This is a genomic window from Kineococcus anabasis (assembly GCF_054590795.1).
In genome coordinates this window covers 105123-120309 of the sequence record NZ_BAAIHU010000008.1, presented here as the reverse complement: position 1 = coordinate 120309, position 15187 = coordinate 105123, and the positions used below count along the sequence as shown (strand labels likewise).

Genomic DNA, 15187 nt, shown 5'->3' with positions numbered 1-15187 from the left:
CGGTCCCGCGGGCCCGGCGTCGGCGGCGGGACGGCGGCCCGGCCAGCATCGGCGGTACCCACCCGGGCAGGGAGGCCCTGACGCTCCTCCCCTGACGCGTGGTCCTCAGGAACGGCCGGCGGGCAGGGCGCACAGCGCCTCGTCGACGAGGGCCAGGACGCGGGTCGCCGAGGCCAGCGGGTCCTCCAGCGCCGTGGGGATGGCCGTCACGGCGACGGTCACGGCGCGCCCGTCGTCGGTCGCCCCGCCGCGGGTCTCGTAGCCGGGGATGTCCCCGCCGTGCCCCCACGCCAGCCCGCCGCAGCTCAGCGGCAGGCTCTGCAGGCCCAGCCCGTAGCGGGCCCCCGGCCGGCTCGGGCTCGGGGAGGGGATCGTGGTGCGCATCTGCGCCAGTTCCGCCGGGCGCAGCAGGTCCCCGCCGAGCAGGGCGGTGGAGAAGCGGTTGAGGTCGCCCGGTGTGGAGACCAGGTCGCCGGCCCCCCACGCCCAGGACGGGTCCAGCTCCGTCAGGTCGCGCAGGGCACCGCCCGGTTCGGTGGCGTGGTAGCCGCGCGGGTGCCGGCCGCGGAGGGCGGACTCCCCGGGGGCGGGCACGTACGTGTGCCGCAGCCCCGCGCGCCGGACGCCCCGTTCGGTGACCTCCTCGGCCAGCGGCCGGCCGGTGACCCGCTGCACGAGCAGCCCCGCCACCAGGTACCCGGTGTTGTTGTACTCGAACCGGGTTCCCGGCGCGGCGTGCGCCGGTTGCGCCAGCGCGAGGTCCAGCAGCTGCCGGGGGTCGAACCACTCGTCCCGCAGCGCGAACCAGTCCTGACCGAGCAGCTCGGTGTGGTCGGGCAGCCCGCTGGTGTGCTGCAGCAGGTGCCGCACCGTGATGGCCCGCCCGTCGATCCCCTCCCCGCGGAGCAGGCCGGGCAGGTACGTCTCGACGGGCTCGTCCAGCCCGATCCGGCCCTCGCCGACCAGCTGGAGGACGACGACCGCCGTGAACGCCTTCGAGTCGCTGCCGATGCGGACCTGCCCGTCCACCGGGACGGGGGCGCCCGTGGCGAGGTCGGCGGTCCCGGCGGTGAGGTTGCGCACGCGCCCGTGCCGGTCCCTGACCGAGGCGAGCGCGGCGGGGAAACCCTCCTCGCGCACCAGGGCGTCCAGACCTGCCTGCACCGCGCCCAGCGGGGTCCCGGCGTGCGCGGGGGGCGCCGCCGGGACCACGGCCGGGAACAGGCCGGCCACCGCGAGCGCGGCCGCCACGGCGAGCGTCCGCGGTCGGGTGACGACAGGAACTCCACCGGGAGCGGTGCCGGTGGAACCGCCGCCCGGGGTGCGGTCGGGGTGGGATCGGTGCATCGGAACTCCTCGCCGTGCCCTGCCGGGCGCTGGTCGGACGGCTCCGCGGGAGAGGGGAGCCGCCGCACGGGTGCGGCAGAACCCCACCACGCGCGGGCCCGGGCAGGGTGGGTGCGTCAGGGCCATGTTCCCCGCGCCGCGACGGGGCACCGTGGGAGCATGACGCAGCTGACGCAGACCACGCTGATCTCCGGAACCCCGCTCGCGGGACGTGTCGCAGTCGTGACCGGCGCGTCCAGCGGTATCGGCGCCGCCACCGCCGCGCGCCTGGCCGCCCTCGGGGCCCGGGTCGCGCTGATCGCCCGGCGGGCCGACCGCCTGGAGGACCTCGCGGCCACCATCCGCGCCGGTGGGGGGACCGCCCTGCCGCTCCCCGTGGACGTCACCGACCGCGAGGCTCTGCTCGCCGCGGCGGAGCGCGTCCACCAGGAGCTCGGTGAGGTGGACCTCGTCTTCGCCAACGCCGGGCGCCAGCGCATCTCCTCCATCACCGACCTCCGCGTGGAGGACTGGGACGACCAGATCGACCTCAACGTCAAGGGCCTGATGAACACCATCGCCGCGTTCGTGCGCGACCTGGAGCGCGCCGCCGCCGACGGCCGGCCCGCCGACCTCGTCACGACGTCGTCCATCGCGGCCGTCCGCGTCCTGGAGCGGTTCCAGGTGTACTCGGGCACGAAGGCCTACGTGACCCAGCTCAGCCGCCTGCTGCGCACCGAACTGGGCCGCAAGAAGGTGCGCGTCTCCACGATCGAGCCCGGCATGGTCGACACGGAGCTGCCGGACCACGTCACCGACCCCGAGGCCAGCGACCTCATGGCCGGGCTGCTGAAGGACATCGACGTGCTCTCCGCGCAGGACGTCGCCGAGACCGTGGCCTTCATCGCCGCCGCCCCCCGCCACGTCAACCTCACCGAGATCACCATCCTGCCCACCGAGCAGGTCATCTGAGAGGAGGGCCGGTGCCCGCCGTTGCCGTTCCCGGCGCCGCTGCCTAACCTCCGACCGTGGCCAGGGACAACGAACTGGGATGTTTCTTGCGGGCCAGGCGGGCCGCGGCGTCGGCCGACGACCTGGGGGTCCCCTCCTACGGGGTGCGCCGGGTCCCGGGGTTGCGCCGCGACGAGGTCGCGGCCCTCGCCGGGGTCAGCATCGACTACTACACGCGGCTGGAGCAGGGCCGGGAGCGGCGCCCGTCCCCGCAGGTGCTCGACGCGCTGGCGCACGCCCTCGACCTCACCCTCGACGAGCGCCGCTACGCCTACGCGCTCGCCGGGGCCGCGTGGACCCCGCCGCTGCCGGCGACCCGCGCGCCGGTGGACCCCTCGGTCGACCGGCTCGTGGCCTCCTGGCCCGGGGCGGCGTGCTTCCTGCTGGACCCGGTGCTCGACGTGCTGCGCACCAACGCCCTGGCCGACCGGCTGTTCTCGCCGTTCCGGTCGACGGAGAACCTCGCCGAGATGGTGTTCCTCGACCCCGCCGGCCGGGAGTTCTTCGTGGACTGGGAGCACGCCGCCGCGAACACCGTGGCGAGCCTGCGGGCGACGGCGGGTGTGCACGTGGGGGCGGCGCGGCGCGAGGAGCTGCTCGCCCGCCTCACTGCGGGCAGCCCCCGCTTCGCCGAGCTCTGGGCCGCGCACGAGGTGCGGCCCAAGACGCACGACGCCAAGGAGCTGTCCCACCCGGAGGTCGGCCCGCTGACGGTGGCGTTCGACGCGCTGGAGGTGGCGGCCATGCCCGGCCACCAGCTCGTGGTCTACCTGGCCGAGCCCGCCGACACCGGCGGGCAGCGGCTGCGCGCCCTGGCCGAGGGCGGGCCGGTGCCGGTGGAGGACGCGGCGCCACGCGCCTGAGGGGCAGCGGCACGGCCAGGTTCCCCGCGCCGCCGCTGCCTACCGTGGCGGTGTGCGCGAGGTTCCGGGGGTTCCCCAGGGGGCCGGGCAGACCCCGTGGGTGCTGCTGACCCCGGCGCTGGAGGTGGTGCGGTGCAGCCGGGCGTGGGCCGGGCTGCACCTGCCGCTCGGGGACGTGCGGAACCTCGCGCACGCCGTGTTCTGCGCGCCGCGGGCGGGGAGTTTCTACGTCGACCCGGTCCGGGTGGAGCAGGCCCTGGTGGCCCGGCTGCGCAGCGGCCTGCACGACGGCCCGCGCGAGGAGGACGCCGACGGCGACGACCCGGCCGTCGCCGGGGTCGTCGCGGACCTGCTCGCCCGCAGCGCGGCGTTCCGGCGGCTGTGGGCCGGTCGCGAGCTGCGCTTCCGCGGCCGCGACGGCTACGAGGTGAACCACCCGGACCTGGGACGGCTCGTCTTCGAGCACCGGGTGTGCCGGGCACCCGGCGGGTTGTGGCGGGACGAGTACCTGCCGAGGCCCGGCACCCGCACCGCCGAGCTGGCCGGGCTCCTCGCCCTGCTGTGAGGGCACGGGACGGGCGGAGCCCGACCGGCGCCCTCCTGGGGACGGGTGTCAGACGTCCGTGGCGACGGTGAGACGGGTCAGGACGGGTTCGGCTGCGAGCACCGAGGGAAGCTGCGAGGCGCCCTCCGGGGAGGAGCGCCACTCCCGGTACGCGGCATCGCTGCGCGGGGAGTCCCACCGCTCGTGGACCACGACGTGCGCCGGGTCGTCGGTGTCCACGAGCACGTCCACCCCCAGGCAGCCCTCGAAGGCCCGGGTCGCCGCGAGGGTCTCGTGCAGGACGGCGAGCGCCTCCGGGCCGGACCCGGGGCGCAGCCGCAGGTCCATCAGGGCGATGAGCGTCATGGGAACTCCTCGTGCTCGGTTGCGGGTGTCCTCGGTGATGGGTTTCCCCGGTGGGGCGTGATTCGCTCAGGACCTGGCCGGGTCCCGGTCGGAGTCGAGCTGTGCGGCGGTCAGGCGCGTGAGACGGTCCCGGACCCCAGGATCGCGTGCCTCGGCGCTGGGGTCCACGAGCTCGCCGTCGTCGATGTAGGAACCGGTCGGGACACGTGCGTCGAGGGCCTCGACGAGCCGCCGGGCGCCGTGCTCGACGTCCCGGCCGCCGGCGCCGAACATGGCGTGCAGCAGGGACGTGCTGATGACGCCGGGGCTGATGCTGAGCACGTCGATGCGGCGCTCCCGCAGGCGGGCGGCGAGCGCGACGGAGGACGCCACGACGGCCAGCTTGGAGCGCGCGTAGGCGCGGACCGGGTCGTAGCCGTGTTCGAGGCCGGGGTCGTCCAGCGACAGCGTCGTCATGCGGTGGGTCGTGGAGCTGACGTTCACGATGCGCGAACCCGGTCCCAGGCGCGGCAGCAGCAGTTCCGTCAGCAGCGCCGGGGCCACGTGGTTGACCTGCCAGGTGCGCTCGAAGCCGTCGGCGGTGAGGGATCGGGTGGCCGAGCCGGGCACACCGGCGTTGTTGACGAGCGCGTCGATGCGCGGGACGAGCTCGCTGATCGCCCCGGCGGCGGCACGGACCTCGAGGAGCGAGGTGAAATCCGCGCGGACGTAGTGCACCTCTCCTGCGGAGGAGCGCCGCAGCTGCCACAGCAGGCCGTCGACCTCCTCGGCAGGCTCGGGCCCGTGGACGACGAGGGTGCCCGTCGTGGGGGCGAGCCGGCGGGCGGTGGCGCGACCGATGCCGCTCGTCGCGCCCGTGAGGACGATCGTGCCCCGGCGTGGTGTGCTCATGCTCTTCCTCCCGTGGACGCGAGCCGGTGGACCGTGGGGGCGCCCCCGCCGCAACGGGGCACCCCCACGGGTCAGCGTGCGGGGATGCCGGCGGACTCCCCGCCGTCGGCGATGAACTCCCCGCCGGTGGAGAAGGCGGACTCGTCGGAGGCGAGGAAGACCACGAGCGCCGAGAGCTCGTCGTCCGCGGCGGTGCGGTGTAGAGCCACGTTGGCGGTGTTGTCCCCCAGCTCCTCGGTCATCGGGGTCCGCACGAAGCCGGGGTGCACGGAGTTGGCCCGGATGCCGTAGACGCCCAGGTCGAGCGCCGTCGTCTTGGTCAGGCCGCGGATGCCCCACTTCGACGTCGTGTAGGCCGGCAGGAACGCGTAGCCGGTCATGCCCGCGGTCGACGACACGTTGATGATGGAGCCACCCCCGGCCCTCCTCATGGCGGGGATCACGGCCTTGGTGCCGTTCCAGATCCCGGTGAGGTTCACCCCGATCACCTCGTCCCACATCTCGTGCGAGTGGGTCTCGATCGGCTCGCGGCGGAAGATGCCGGCGTTGTTCACCAGCACGTCCAGCCGCCCGAACTCCTCCTCGGCCGCGGCCACCACGGCGTCCCACCGCGGTCGCTCGCGCACATCCAGGTGCAGGTAGCGCGCCTCGTCACCGAGTTCCTTCGCGACGACCTCCCCGAGGTCGTCCAGCACGTCGGCCAGCACGACCCTGGCCCCCTCGGCGACGAACCGCCTGGCGTGCTGGGCTCCCATGCCCCGCGCCGCACCGGTGATGAGCGCCACCTTGCCGTCGAGCCTGCCCATGGTGTTGCCTCCAGTTCCCGCTCGCTCGTGCGCCGCCGCGGTCCCGGCCTGCGGTGCACCGGCCGCGACGTCGGGAGGGCCGTCGCCCTCCACCGCCGAGCCTCCGTCCGGTTCCAGCTCGGAGGGAGGTCCTCCCGCTCCTACCCTCACGCCCGCCCGCGGCCCGGCAGAGTAGGACTGCGGGGGCCTCCCACTCGCGCGCGGCGACGTGGAGGGTCGGGTCATGAGTGTCCCCGCCAGCGTCCGGCTGCTCCTCGACGCGATGAACGCGGAGGACACCGAGGACTTCCTGGGTGTCTTCCACGACGACGCCGTCGTGGACGACGACGGGCGGCGCTTCGAGGGCCTCCTGCAGATCGCGGAGTGGAACATGCGCCACGTCATCGGGGCCCGCGCCCGGGTGGACGTCAGGCACGGCAGCGGGTCCGCGGAGGGTGCCGAGGTCGCGCTGGACCTCAGCCGTCACGGCTCGACGGTTCCCCGCCTGCTCACGGTCAGGCTCCGGGAGGAGCTCATCAGCCATCTCGTCCTCCGCCCGGAGGAGGGCGGATGACGGGTGGGCAGGACACAGCCGGCGCGCGCGGGCGCCGCCGCGACCGGAACCGGAGCAAGGGCGAGCTGGAGGAACGATGACCACGACCTGTGACCACCTGGGCACCATCGACGTGCAGGCCTCGCCAAGCGCGGAGGGTTGTGAGGACTGCTTGCGCACGGGGGGCCGCTGGGTGCACCTGCGGATGTGCGCGACGTGCGGGCACGTCGGCTGCTGCGACTCCTCCCCGAACCGGCACGCGACCGGTCACGCGGGCGGCAGCGGCCACCCCGTGGTGCGCTCCTTCGAGCCGGGCGAGGACTGGTTCTGGTGCTACCCCGACCGTTTCGCGTTCGAGCTACCGGGCGTACCGTCCGCACCGTCGCACCCGTGAGACCGCAGCAGAGGACGGAGCCGACCGTGGACGTCACCGTGACCGACAACGCCGACATGCACCGCTACGAGGGCCGGGTGGGCGGGGAGCTCGCCGCGGTGGCGGAGTACTCCCGCGCCCCCCGGTTCCTCGTGTTCTCCCACACCGAGGTCCTCCCCGGTCACGAGGGCAGGGGCATCGCCTCGGTCGTCGTGCGCCGCGCCCTCGACGACGTGCGCCGGCAGGGCCTGTCGATCGTGCCGCTGTGCCCGTTCGTGGACCGCTTCGTGCGCAAGCACGCCGACGAGTACGGCGAGCTGGTGCTCCGGTCGCCGGCGCGGGTGCCCGCCGAGGTGGACTGAGAACCCCCGGCGCCGGGCGGAGCGCCGTCGACCTCCCGGTGCTCCGCCCGGCGCCGGCGGGTCAGGCGGGGACGGGGGTGAGCCAGTGCGCCTCCAGGTCACCCTCGACCAGTTCGCCGATCGCGGCGAAGTAGCTCTGCATGAAGGGCTGTGAGACGTGGGCGAGGAGGTGCGCCCCCGAGGACCAGCGCTCGTAGAACGCGAAGGCGCGGGGGTCCTCCGCCGTGGTGTGCACCTCGTACTGCTCGTAGCCGGCCTCGGCGCGGGTGGGCCCGATGATGGCGCGGATCTGCTCCAGCAGGTCTTGCTCGCGCCCGGCCTTGGCGCGGGCGTAGCCGTACACCGCGACCGGCGTCGTCGATGCGAGCACGTGCGCGGGGATCAGGCCGTCGGGAACCGCGTCAGCGGTGGTCGCCGGGTCGTGGGTCGTGCCGGTCGTCATGGGAGACCTCCTGGTGGTCGTGGGGCCGGGCGACGGCTGAACCCGTCGCCCGGGCTGGTTGTTCCGGTTCAGGCCGCGCGCACCGTCTGCGGGTACAGGACGCTGGGGTCGGCGGCGAGGGCGGCCTTGAGCTGGGCGCTGTTCTCGTCGGCCAGGACCTCCAGCAGCCCCGCCTGGAGGCCGTCGAGGCCCGCGCGGGCGACGTCGGCGGGGTCGTTCTTGGGCACGTCCCAGCCGGCCATCATGTCGGTGTTGGTGCTGCCCAGGTGCAGGCCGGTCACGAGGGTCCCCTGCCCGGCGAGTTCGAGGCGGATGCCGTTGGTGAGGGCCCACTCCGCGGCCTTGGCCGCGGAGTAGGCGTTGGCGCCGTCGTAGGCGAGCCACGACAGGGCGGACAGGACGTTGAGGACGGCGCCGCCGCCGTTGGCGGCCAGAACCGGCGCGAAGGCGCGGACCACGTGGAGGGTGCCGAAGAAGTGGGTCTCCATCTCCAGGCGGATCTTGTCCAGGTCGCCGGTGACGAGGTTGGTGTACGTGGCCGTGCCGGCGTTGTTGACGAGCACCGTGACGTCACCGGCGGCGGCCGCCGCGGCGGCGACCGAGGCGGGGTCGGTGATGTCGAGCCGGAGGACGTGTGCGCCGGGGATGTCGACGAGCTCGGGTCTGCGGGCGGTCGCGTAGACCTTCGAGGCGCCGCGCTGGAGCAGCTGCTGGGCGAAGTGCCGGCCGATGCCGCGGTTGGCGCCGGTGACGAGGGCGACGGAACCGGTGAGGTCCACTGCGGGCTCCTGGGAGTTCGGGGATCGGTGCACGCCGACCTCGCGGTGAGGACGGCAGGACCCACCGTAGGAACGGCTGCTGCGATGGTCGATGCCTGTGGATCGCACATTCATGTCCGTCTGCCTCACTTCGCACCACCTCATGAGGCAGACGGCTACCGCGCGCCGTGCATCGCGGCTACCGTCCCGGCATGGACCTGCTGACCGACGTCCTGGCCGTCTCCGGTGTCCGAGGAACGGTCGGTGCCCGCATCGAGGCCGGCGAGCCGTGGGGGGTGCTGGTCGGTGCGGTGCCGGGCGCAGCCTTCCACGCGGTCACGGCCGGTACGGCGTGGCTGACCCGCGCGGGGCGCGAGCCGTTGCGGCTGATGCCCGGCGACGTCGTGCTCCTGCCCGGCGGGGAGGCGCACGGCCTGGCCGGCCACCCCGACACCGTGGCGGCGCCCTGTGACGAGGCCGCCGCCGCGCAGGCCCGTGCCGACGGCGGGGTGCTGCGTCTCGGCACGGGGCCGGTGCGGACCCGCATCCTCAGCGCGGTCTACGACCACGACCCCGCGGTCGCCACCCAGGTCATCACGGTGCTGCCCGACGTCGTCCACCTGCGGGCCGAGAACGGCGGCACCTGCCTGGAGGACACCGTCCGCCTGCTGGCCCGGGAACTGGCGAACCCGCAGATCGCCACCGGGATCGTGCTGGACCGCCTGGTCGACGTCCTCCTCGTGCAGCTCCTGCGGGTGTGGCTGGCCACCGGGCCCGCCCAGCCCGAGGGGTCGTGGCTGGGGGTGCTCGACGACCCCGTCGTCGCCGAGGCACTGGAGAGGATCCACCGGGAACCGGCACGGCCGTGGACCACCGCGACGCTGGCCGCGGAGATCGCCGTGTCCCGCGCGACGCTGTCCCGGCGGTTCCCGGCCGTCATGGGCACGACGCCGGTGGCCTACCTCACCCGGTGGCGGATGGACCTCGCCGCGTTGCGGCTGCGCGACAGCGACGACTCGCTGGAGGCCATCGCCCGGGCCGTGGGGTACACCTCCGTGTACGCCTTCAGCCGTGCGTTCAGCCGTGCCCGCTCCGTGCCGCCCGGGCAGTACCGCGTGCAGGCCCGGAGCGAGCGGCGCGGGCGGGTGGGTGGCATGTCGCTGACGGCCGGCGCGGTCGCCTGAGGACCTCCCCGGCCCGCGGGGGCGCCCGCCGGCCGGTGAGACGGTGAGCGCCCCCGCGTCCGCGCCGCCGGAACGGTCAGCCGATGAAGACGACGTCCTCCACGACGGCCCCCGCACCGGGGTACACCCCGATGCCGAGGTGGGCTTCGACGCCCTCGCCGGTGGGGTCACCGGCGCGCGGGGGGAGGTAGTAGACGCACTCGATCCCGGACGTGCCGGTCGTCGTCCGGCGCGGGGGGCGGCTGCACCCGTCGGCGGTCGCGCGGGTGTAGGGGGTGGCGAGGAGTTCCCCGGCCACGGCGTTGGTGGCGTAGGTCGACAGGACGTCGCCGCGGCGCAGTTCCCAGCCGCGCACGGTGCAGCCGGCGGCCTGCTCGGGGGTGGCCCGGTTGAACGGGGACGGGCAGCCGGCGACCCCGGAGTTCCCCACGATGGTGGTCCCTGCGCGGGGGGTCCACTCGATGAAACCGTTCTGGAAGTTGGTGCGCTTGCCGCCGCGGACGTCGAACTCGCTGCTGGTGGGGAATCCCAGGGTGCCGCCCTCCCAGCCGTGGGCGCCCCAGGTGTCGCGGATGGCGCCGCGGACCGCGTGGGCGCCGGTGGCGGGGGACCAGTAGACCGAGCCGCCCTGGAAGACGTTGTAGGCGCCGCGACCGTTGGGGGTGCGCACCTCGTCGGTGGTGGGGAACCCCAGGGAGCCGTTCTCCCAGCCACCCCAGGCGTAGGCGTCCCGGATCGCCCCGTGCACCTCGTGGGCGCCGCTCTGCGGGGACCAGTAGATCGAGCCCCGGTCGAACACCACGTACGCCCCCTTGCCGTTCGGAGTGCGGATCTCCGGGGTGAGCGGCGCGCCGAGCAGGCCGCGCTCGCCCCCGAGGGCCTCGTAGCGCACGCCGATCTCACCGCCGACCCTGGGGTCGGCCTGGGCCGGCGCGGCCAGCACCCCCACGGCCACGGTGGCCATCAGGGCGGTCGCTGCACGGACGGTGTTCTTCACGGGATCTCCTGCCGGTGGGCCCGGTGCACCCGCACCGGGTCGTGGTCGTAGCGGAAGCCTCTCCGTCGCAACGCCTCCCAGGGAGGCCCTTGCACTCCTCCCCTGCGGTTCCGGCCGCTCAGTCGTGGCGGGTCGGCATGACGACGAGTTCCGCGACGTTCACCTCGGGCGGGAACGTCGCGGTGAAGACGACGGTGTCCGCGACGTCCTCCGGGGTCAGCGGCCGCTCCGCGCTCCGCAGCGCCGCCAGGTGCGCCACGGCGTCCGGGTCGTCGATGCCCGCGCCCAGGCCGGTGAGCGTCACCCCGGGTTCCACGTGCCGCACCCGCACCCCACGCGGGCCGACCTCGGTGCGCAGCGTGCGCGACAGCTGGCTGATGGCCGCCGCCGTCGCGGAGTAGGCGGTGAACCGCGGGAACAACAGGTAGGAGGCGATCGAGCCGGTGAAGACGAGGTCGCTGGGTGCGCCGCGGTCGGCGGCGTCGAGGAGGTCACCGGCGAACACCCTGGCCGTGATGAGGGACCCGCTGAGGTTCACGTCGACCATCCGGCGCCACTGCTGCGCCGAGGAGCTCTCGAACGCCCCACCGACCATGATCCCCGCGTTGGCCACCACGAGGTCGGCGCCGCCGAGCCGGTCGTGCACGGCGCCACGCGCCCGGAGCATCGAGTCCACGTCCGCGACGTCGGCCACGACGCCGAACGCCGTGGCGCCGGAGGCCGCCGGCACGTCCTCCGCGCGGAACGGCAGCGGCCTGCGGTCCAGCAGCGCGACCGAGGCGCCGGCCCCGAGCAGCGCCTCGGCCAGCGCCCGCCCCACACCACCGGCCGCGCCCGTGACGACCGCGCGGCGTCCCCGCAGCGGCGCCGCCGACCCGGCGGCCTCCTCGTCCCCGTACCTCATGCGGTCCTCCAGGAGTTCTCCAGGGCCCGTCCCGCCGGTCCCGCTCACGGGGGAGAGGGGGCGAGGCGGTCGCCACCGGTGGTGGTCAGGGCCCGCAGCAGGTCGCCCACCTCGACGGGCCCGTCGTACAGCTCGCCGTTGACGAAGAACCGGGGTGGTTCCTCCAGGCACATCGTCTCCGCGTCCACCGCGTCGTCGAGGATCCTCGCCTCGTGCCTGCGGTGCCGCACCGCGTCCTCCAGGCGGTCCAGGTTCAGCCCCGCCTCGGCGGCGCAGCGCCGGATCTCCCGGGAGTCCAGCCGTCCCGAGCGGACCGCGAGCGCGTCGTGCATCGGCCAGAACCGGCCCTGCTCCGCCGCGGCCTCCGCGGCGCGGGCAGCCTCCAGGGCGACGGGCTCGCCGGAGGGCAGGTGCCGGAAGACGAACCGGAGGGAGCCCGGCGCGCAGCGCAGCACCTCCTCGACGACCTCGACGGTCCGCCCGGCGGTGTCGAACGCGAACGAGGCGTAGACGAGCAGGGTCGTGGGGGCCTCCACCGGCCCTCGGACGTGGTCTCGCCCGGGGTCGACGGGCCGCAGCAGGTGCTGCCGCTCCGGGGCGCGGGCCCGGTCGACGGCGCGCACGGCGGAGAGCGCCAGCGCGCCGAGGACCGCCGCCGCCAGCGAGGCCGCCAGGACGCCGATGCGTGCCTGCGCCTGCAGCGCCGGGTCGGTCAGCGCCAGGTCGACGATGAACAGGGAGATGGTGAAACCCACACCCGACAGCAGCCCGCCCGCGGCGACGTGGCGCGCGGCGAGCCCCGGCGCCAGCCGGCCCAGGCGCAGGGCACAGCTCAGCGCCGTGCCCGCGCAGATCCCGATGAGCTTGCCGGCGACGAGGCCGGCGACGATCCCCCACGTCAGCGCCGAGCCCGCCGCCGCGCGGAGCGACTCGGCGTCCAGCCGCACACCGGCGTTGGCCAGCGCGAAGACGGGCACGACGAGCAGGCTGACGTAGGGGTGGAACAGGTGGTGCAGCCGCTCGTTGACCGACACCGCCCGCGTGATGCCCAGGACGGCCGTGCGCGCCCTCTCCGGCGTCGGGGAGCGCCCGAAGGCCTGCACCCGGCGCTCGGAGCGCTCGACCTCCGACCGCTTCGGGGGGTAGACGGGCATCAGCAGCCCGATCGCCACCCCGGCGACGGTGGCGTGCACACCGGAGGCCAGCACGGCGAGCCACACCAGGACCGACACGAACAGGTACGCCGGTCCGCGCCACACCCGCAGCCGGCGCAGCAGCAGGATGCCGCCCAGGCCGAGCGCGGCGCCGGCCAGCGCCACCAGGTCCAGGCGCTCGGTGTACACGACGGCGACGACGGCCAGGGCCCCCACGTCGTCGACGACGGCGAGCGTGAGGAGGAACACGCGCAGCGCCGGCGGCACGGCGGTCCCCGCCACGGCCAGGAGCCCCAGCACGAACGCGGTGTCGGTGGAGATGACGACCCCCCACGCCCCCCTCACCTCCGGCGGGGCGTCGCCGGCCCAGCCGACCGCGAGGAACACGGCGGCCGGTACCGCCAGGCCGACGAGGGCGGCGGTGACGGGAACCCGGGCGCGGCGGCGGTCGCGCAGCTCGCCGAGGGCGAACTCCCGCTTCACCTCCAGGCTCACCTGGAAGAAGAACAACGCCATGAGGGCGTCGTTCACCCAGTGCTGGAGGCTGAGCTCCAGGGTGCTGCCCGCGACGCTGATGCCGACCGGTGTGTGCCAGAAGTGCGCGTACGACTCCCCGGGGAGGTTCGCCCACACGACGGCCGCGGCGGCCGCGGCGAGCATCACGGCGGCCCCGGCCGTGTCGGACGTCCCCAGCGACCGCACCCGCGTCACGAGCGGTACCTGCGCAGCCCGCGTGCGCGCCCGCCGGGTCACCGGGGGCCCGCCACGCGGATGGGCAGGTGGCCGTCCTGACGGGTCGGCAGCACCACCAGGTCGGCGATGTTGACGTGGGCGGGGCGCGTCACGGTGAACAGCACGGTGCGGGCGACGTGGTCGGCGTCGAGCGGGGGGACCGACCGGCGCAGGTCCTCCCACTGCCGGCGGGTGGGTGCGTCGCTCATCGCGCCGCCCAGGCCGGTGCGGGTCAGGCCCGGCTGGATGTTCCGCACGCGCACCCCGCGGCCGCCGTACTCGGCGCGCAGGGTGCGTGCGAGCTGGGCCACCGCCGCCTCGATCGCGGAGTACACGGCGTACTGGGGGTAGCGCACGGTGCCGGCGATCGCGCCGATGACCACGAGATCGCTGCAGCGGCCCGCGTCCGCCGCACCGAGCAGGTCCCGGGCGAACGTCTGCGCGGTGTGCAGCACCCCGCGCAGGTTGACGTCGATCATCTCCGCCCACTCGCCGGGGACCGCGTCCTCGAACGGGGCGCCGCTCATGACGCCCGCGTTGGCGACGACGAGGTCGACGGGCCCGAACCGCTCGTGGACCACGTCCCGCGCCTCGACGAGCTGGTAGGCGTCGGAGACGTCCGCGACCTGCCACAACGCCCTGCCGTCCGCCCGGGCCTGCGCCGCCGCGTCCTCGGCGGTGGGGCCGCTGCGGCCGAGGAGCGCCACCCTGGCGCCGGCCCGCAGGAGCCGCTGGGCCGTGGCTCGGCCGATCCCGCTGCCGGCACCGGTGACGACGGCGACGCGATCGGAAACCATGTGGCCTTCTCCCCTCGGAGGCTTCCCGCACCGTGCCCGACGGTGACCGACGATGCCCGCCGGTGGCGGCACGTGGGAGGCCCTCGCACTCCTACCCTCCGCGAGGGTTCCACCGCGAGGGTGGGAGCGCGGGGGCCTCCCACGGGTGGCGCCGCCCGTGCAGGCTCGCGGACCTCGGAAGCCGGCGTCACCCGGTGGTGCGGAGGAGGTTCTCGGTGGGTTCCCCGGACGGATCGCCGCGTCGCCCGTCGCGTTCGCGGCCTGTCGTCGTCTCGGTCACCACGACGGCGGCCCTGGAGCAGGAGGAGGCGTTCACGGCCGCGCTGCGGGCGGACAGGGTTACCCTCCCGCGTGGTGCGTGGCCCGTGCCCGGTGTCACGGCGGTCTTCGAGCCCAGCGGGGCGTGGAACCGCGAGGGGGTCGTGCGGCGCCTCGCGCTGTCCGACCGCACTGAGGCGGTGGAGGAGCTGACGGACTACTCCCCCGGTCGCTGCTTCGCCTCGCGCGTCAGCAGCTTCACGGGGGTGATGGGCCGGCTGGTCTCCGAGGTGCGCGACGAGTGGGTGTTCCTGCCGGCCGGGGACGGTGGGGGGACGCGCATCACCTGGCGTGCGTCGTTCCGGCCGAGGCCGGGCCGCCGGCTCGTGGCGCAGCTGCTGTTCCCGGCGTGGTGGCGACGGTCCATGCGCCACGGATTGCTGTCGGCGGTGCGCCGACTGGAGCGCCGTGCTCTTGACACGAGGGATGACCGACGCGCTGCTGGGGGATGACGCCGGTGGATCCTGTGGTCGGGATGCATCGTCCGTGGTGGGTGCTCGAAGACAGGTGAGGATCTGCAGTCCGTCGGCTCATGTGGCCTTCACGGCTTCTCAGTCCTCCGGGTGCGCGTCAACCCAGCGATCGGCGACGGTGCGGTGCCAGCTGTCCCTTCTGTCCTCGGCGGACCCTCGGGGAGTGACGAGCCCGTGGAGGTCGACGCACCAGGTGTTCCAGCCTCGGGGCACGGGTGGTTCGAGGCAGCTGAGTGCCTAACTGAGTGACAACCGAGCTGGACCTTCCCGGACTGCCAGGGACCCCGTGACATGCGTCTGTGCAGGTCAACGCACTGGTCGACGTGCTGACCTGTACTTCAGGCACCCGCTCAC

At 74.7% G+C, this 15187-nt stretch carries 18 protein-coding genes; 8 read left to right on the top strand and 10 right to left on the bottom strand.

The window, feature by feature from the left end; translation table 11 throughout:
* Positions 1-105: 105 nt before the first annotated feature.
* Positions 106-1347, bottom strand: coding sequence for a serine hydrolase domain-containing protein (locus tag ACYQBY_RS14120; protein WP_459644506.1), 1242 nt, complete (start codon positions 1345-1347; stop codon positions 106-108).
* 159 nt (positions 1348-1506) lie between these two features.
* Here ACYQBY_RS14120 and ACYQBY_RS14115 point away from each other — a divergent pair, with 159 nt between their 5' ends.
* The 3 genes from ACYQBY_RS14115 to ACYQBY_RS14105 are packed head-to-tail and all read left to right on the top strand — an operon-like array spanning position 1507 to position 3765.
* Positions 1507-2298, top strand: a complete 792-nt coding sequence (locus tag ACYQBY_RS14115; protein ID WP_459644505.1) for an SDR family oxidoreductase — start codon at positions 1507-1509, stop codon at positions 2296-2298.
* Between the two features lie 56 nt (positions 2299-2354).
* On the top strand, positions 2355-3200 hold the full coding sequence (locus ACYQBY_RS14110; protein ID WP_459644504.1) for a helix-turn-helix domain-containing protein: 846 nt from the start codon (positions 2355-2357) through the stop codon (positions 3198-3200).
* Positions 3201-3252: 52 nt separating this feature from the next.
* Positions 3253-3765 (top strand): MmyB family transcriptional regulator, encoded by a 513-nt coding sequence (locus ACYQBY_RS14105; protein WP_459644503.1) that lies wholly within the window; start codon positions 3253-3255, stop codon positions 3763-3765.
* Positions 3766-3813: 48 nt separating this feature from the next.
* Here the strand turns inward: ACYQBY_RS14105 and ACYQBY_RS14100 are convergent, their stop codons facing one another.
* From ACYQBY_RS14100 to ACYQBY_RS14090, 3 genes are all read right to left on the bottom strand, one after another.
* Positions 3814-4110, bottom strand: a complete 297-nt coding sequence (locus tag ACYQBY_RS14100; RefSeq protein ID WP_459644502.1) for a putative quinol monooxygenase — start codon at positions 4108-4110, stop codon at positions 3814-3816.
* A gap of 66 nt (positions 4111-4176) precedes the next feature.
* Positions 4177-5001, bottom strand: coding sequence for an SDR family NAD(P)-dependent oxidoreductase (locus tag ACYQBY_RS14095; RefSeq protein WP_459644501.1), 825 nt, complete (start codon positions 4999-5001; stop codon positions 4177-4179).
* 71 nt (positions 5002-5072) lie between these two features.
* A complete protein-coding gene (locus ACYQBY_RS14090; protein ID WP_459644599.1) occupies positions 5073-5807 on the bottom strand; it encodes an SDR family NAD(P)-dependent oxidoreductase in 735 nt (244 codons plus the stop codon).
* Between the two features lie 223 nt (positions 5808-6030).
* Between ACYQBY_RS14090 and ACYQBY_RS14085 the strand changes: the two genes are divergently transcribed.
* The 3 genes from ACYQBY_RS14085 to ACYQBY_RS14075 all read left to right on the top strand — a co-directional run bounded on the left by ACYQBY_RS14085 (position 6031) and on the right by ACYQBY_RS14075 (position 7074).
* Complete coding sequence (locus ACYQBY_RS14085) at positions 6031-6360, top strand: nuclear transport factor 2 family protein (protein ID WP_459644500.1); 330 nt, start codon at positions 6031-6033, stop codon at positions 6358-6360.
* 76 nt (positions 6361-6436) lie between these two features.
* The gene (locus tag ACYQBY_RS14080; protein ID WP_459644499.1) at positions 6437-6733 is read left to right on the top strand and encodes a UBP-type zinc finger domain-containing protein; all 297 of its coding nucleotides are present in this window, start codon (positions 6437-6439) and stop codon (positions 6731-6733) included.
* Positions 6730-7074: a GNAT family N-acetyltransferase gene (locus ACYQBY_RS14075; protein ID WP_459644498.1), complete on the top strand. Its 345-nt coding sequence runs from the start codon at positions 6730-6732 to the stop codon at positions 7072-7074. The genes ACYQBY_RS14080 and ACYQBY_RS14075 overlap by 4 nt, the downstream gene beginning before the upstream one ends.
* Before the next feature lie 61 nt (positions 7075-7135).
* Here the strand turns inward: ACYQBY_RS14075 and ACYQBY_RS14070 are convergent, their stop codons facing one another.
* Entirely contained in the window at positions 7136-7516 is a 381-nt protein-coding gene (locus ACYQBY_RS14070; protein WP_459644497.1) for a putative quinol monooxygenase, read from the bottom strand.
* A gap of 68 nt (positions 7517-7584) precedes the next feature.
* Positions 7585-8295, bottom strand: a complete 711-nt coding sequence (locus tag ACYQBY_RS14065; protein WP_459644496.1) for an SDR family oxidoreductase — start codon at positions 8293-8295, stop codon at positions 7585-7587.
* A gap of 191 nt (positions 8296-8486) precedes the next feature.
* On the opposite strand from ACYQBY_RS14065, the gene ACYQBY_RS14060 reads away from it, so the two are divergent.
* Positions 8487-9458, top strand: a complete 972-nt coding sequence (locus ACYQBY_RS14060) for an AraC family transcriptional regulator (protein ID WP_459644495.1) — start codon at positions 8487-8489, stop codon at positions 9456-9458.
* A gap of 76 nt (positions 9459-9534) precedes the next feature.
* Here ACYQBY_RS14060 and ACYQBY_RS14055 read toward each other — a convergent pair whose 3' ends face one another.
* The 4 genes from ACYQBY_RS14055 to ACYQBY_RS14040 form a co-directional block, all read right to left on the bottom strand.
* Entirely contained in the window at positions 9535-10455 is a 921-nt protein-coding gene (locus ACYQBY_RS14055; protein ID WP_459644494.1) for an LGFP repeat-containing protein, read from the bottom strand.
* Positions 10456-10573: 118 nt separating this feature from the next.
* Positions 10574-11359 (bottom strand): SDR family oxidoreductase, encoded by a 786-nt coding sequence (locus ACYQBY_RS14050; RefSeq protein WP_459644493.1) that lies wholly within the window; start codon positions 11357-11359, stop codon positions 10574-10576.
* A 44-nt stretch (positions 11360-11403) separates the two neighbouring features.
* Entirely contained in the window at positions 11404-13224 is a 1821-nt protein-coding gene (nhaA, locus tag ACYQBY_RS14045) for a Na+/H+ antiporter NhaA (protein WP_459644492.1), read from the bottom strand.
* 38 nt (positions 13225-13262) lie between these two features.
* Entirely contained in the window at positions 13263-14042 is a 780-nt protein-coding gene (locus tag ACYQBY_RS14040) for an SDR family oxidoreductase (RefSeq protein WP_459644491.1), read from the bottom strand.
* 32 nt (positions 14043-14074) lie between these two features.
* Here ACYQBY_RS14040 and ACYQBY_RS14035 point away from each other — a divergent pair, with 32 nt between their 5' ends.
* Complete coding sequence (locus tag ACYQBY_RS14035; RefSeq protein WP_459644490.1) at positions 14075-14812, top strand: SRPBCC family protein; 738 nt, start codon at positions 14075-14077, stop codon at positions 14810-14812.
* Positions 14813-15187 lie beyond the last annotated feature (375 nt).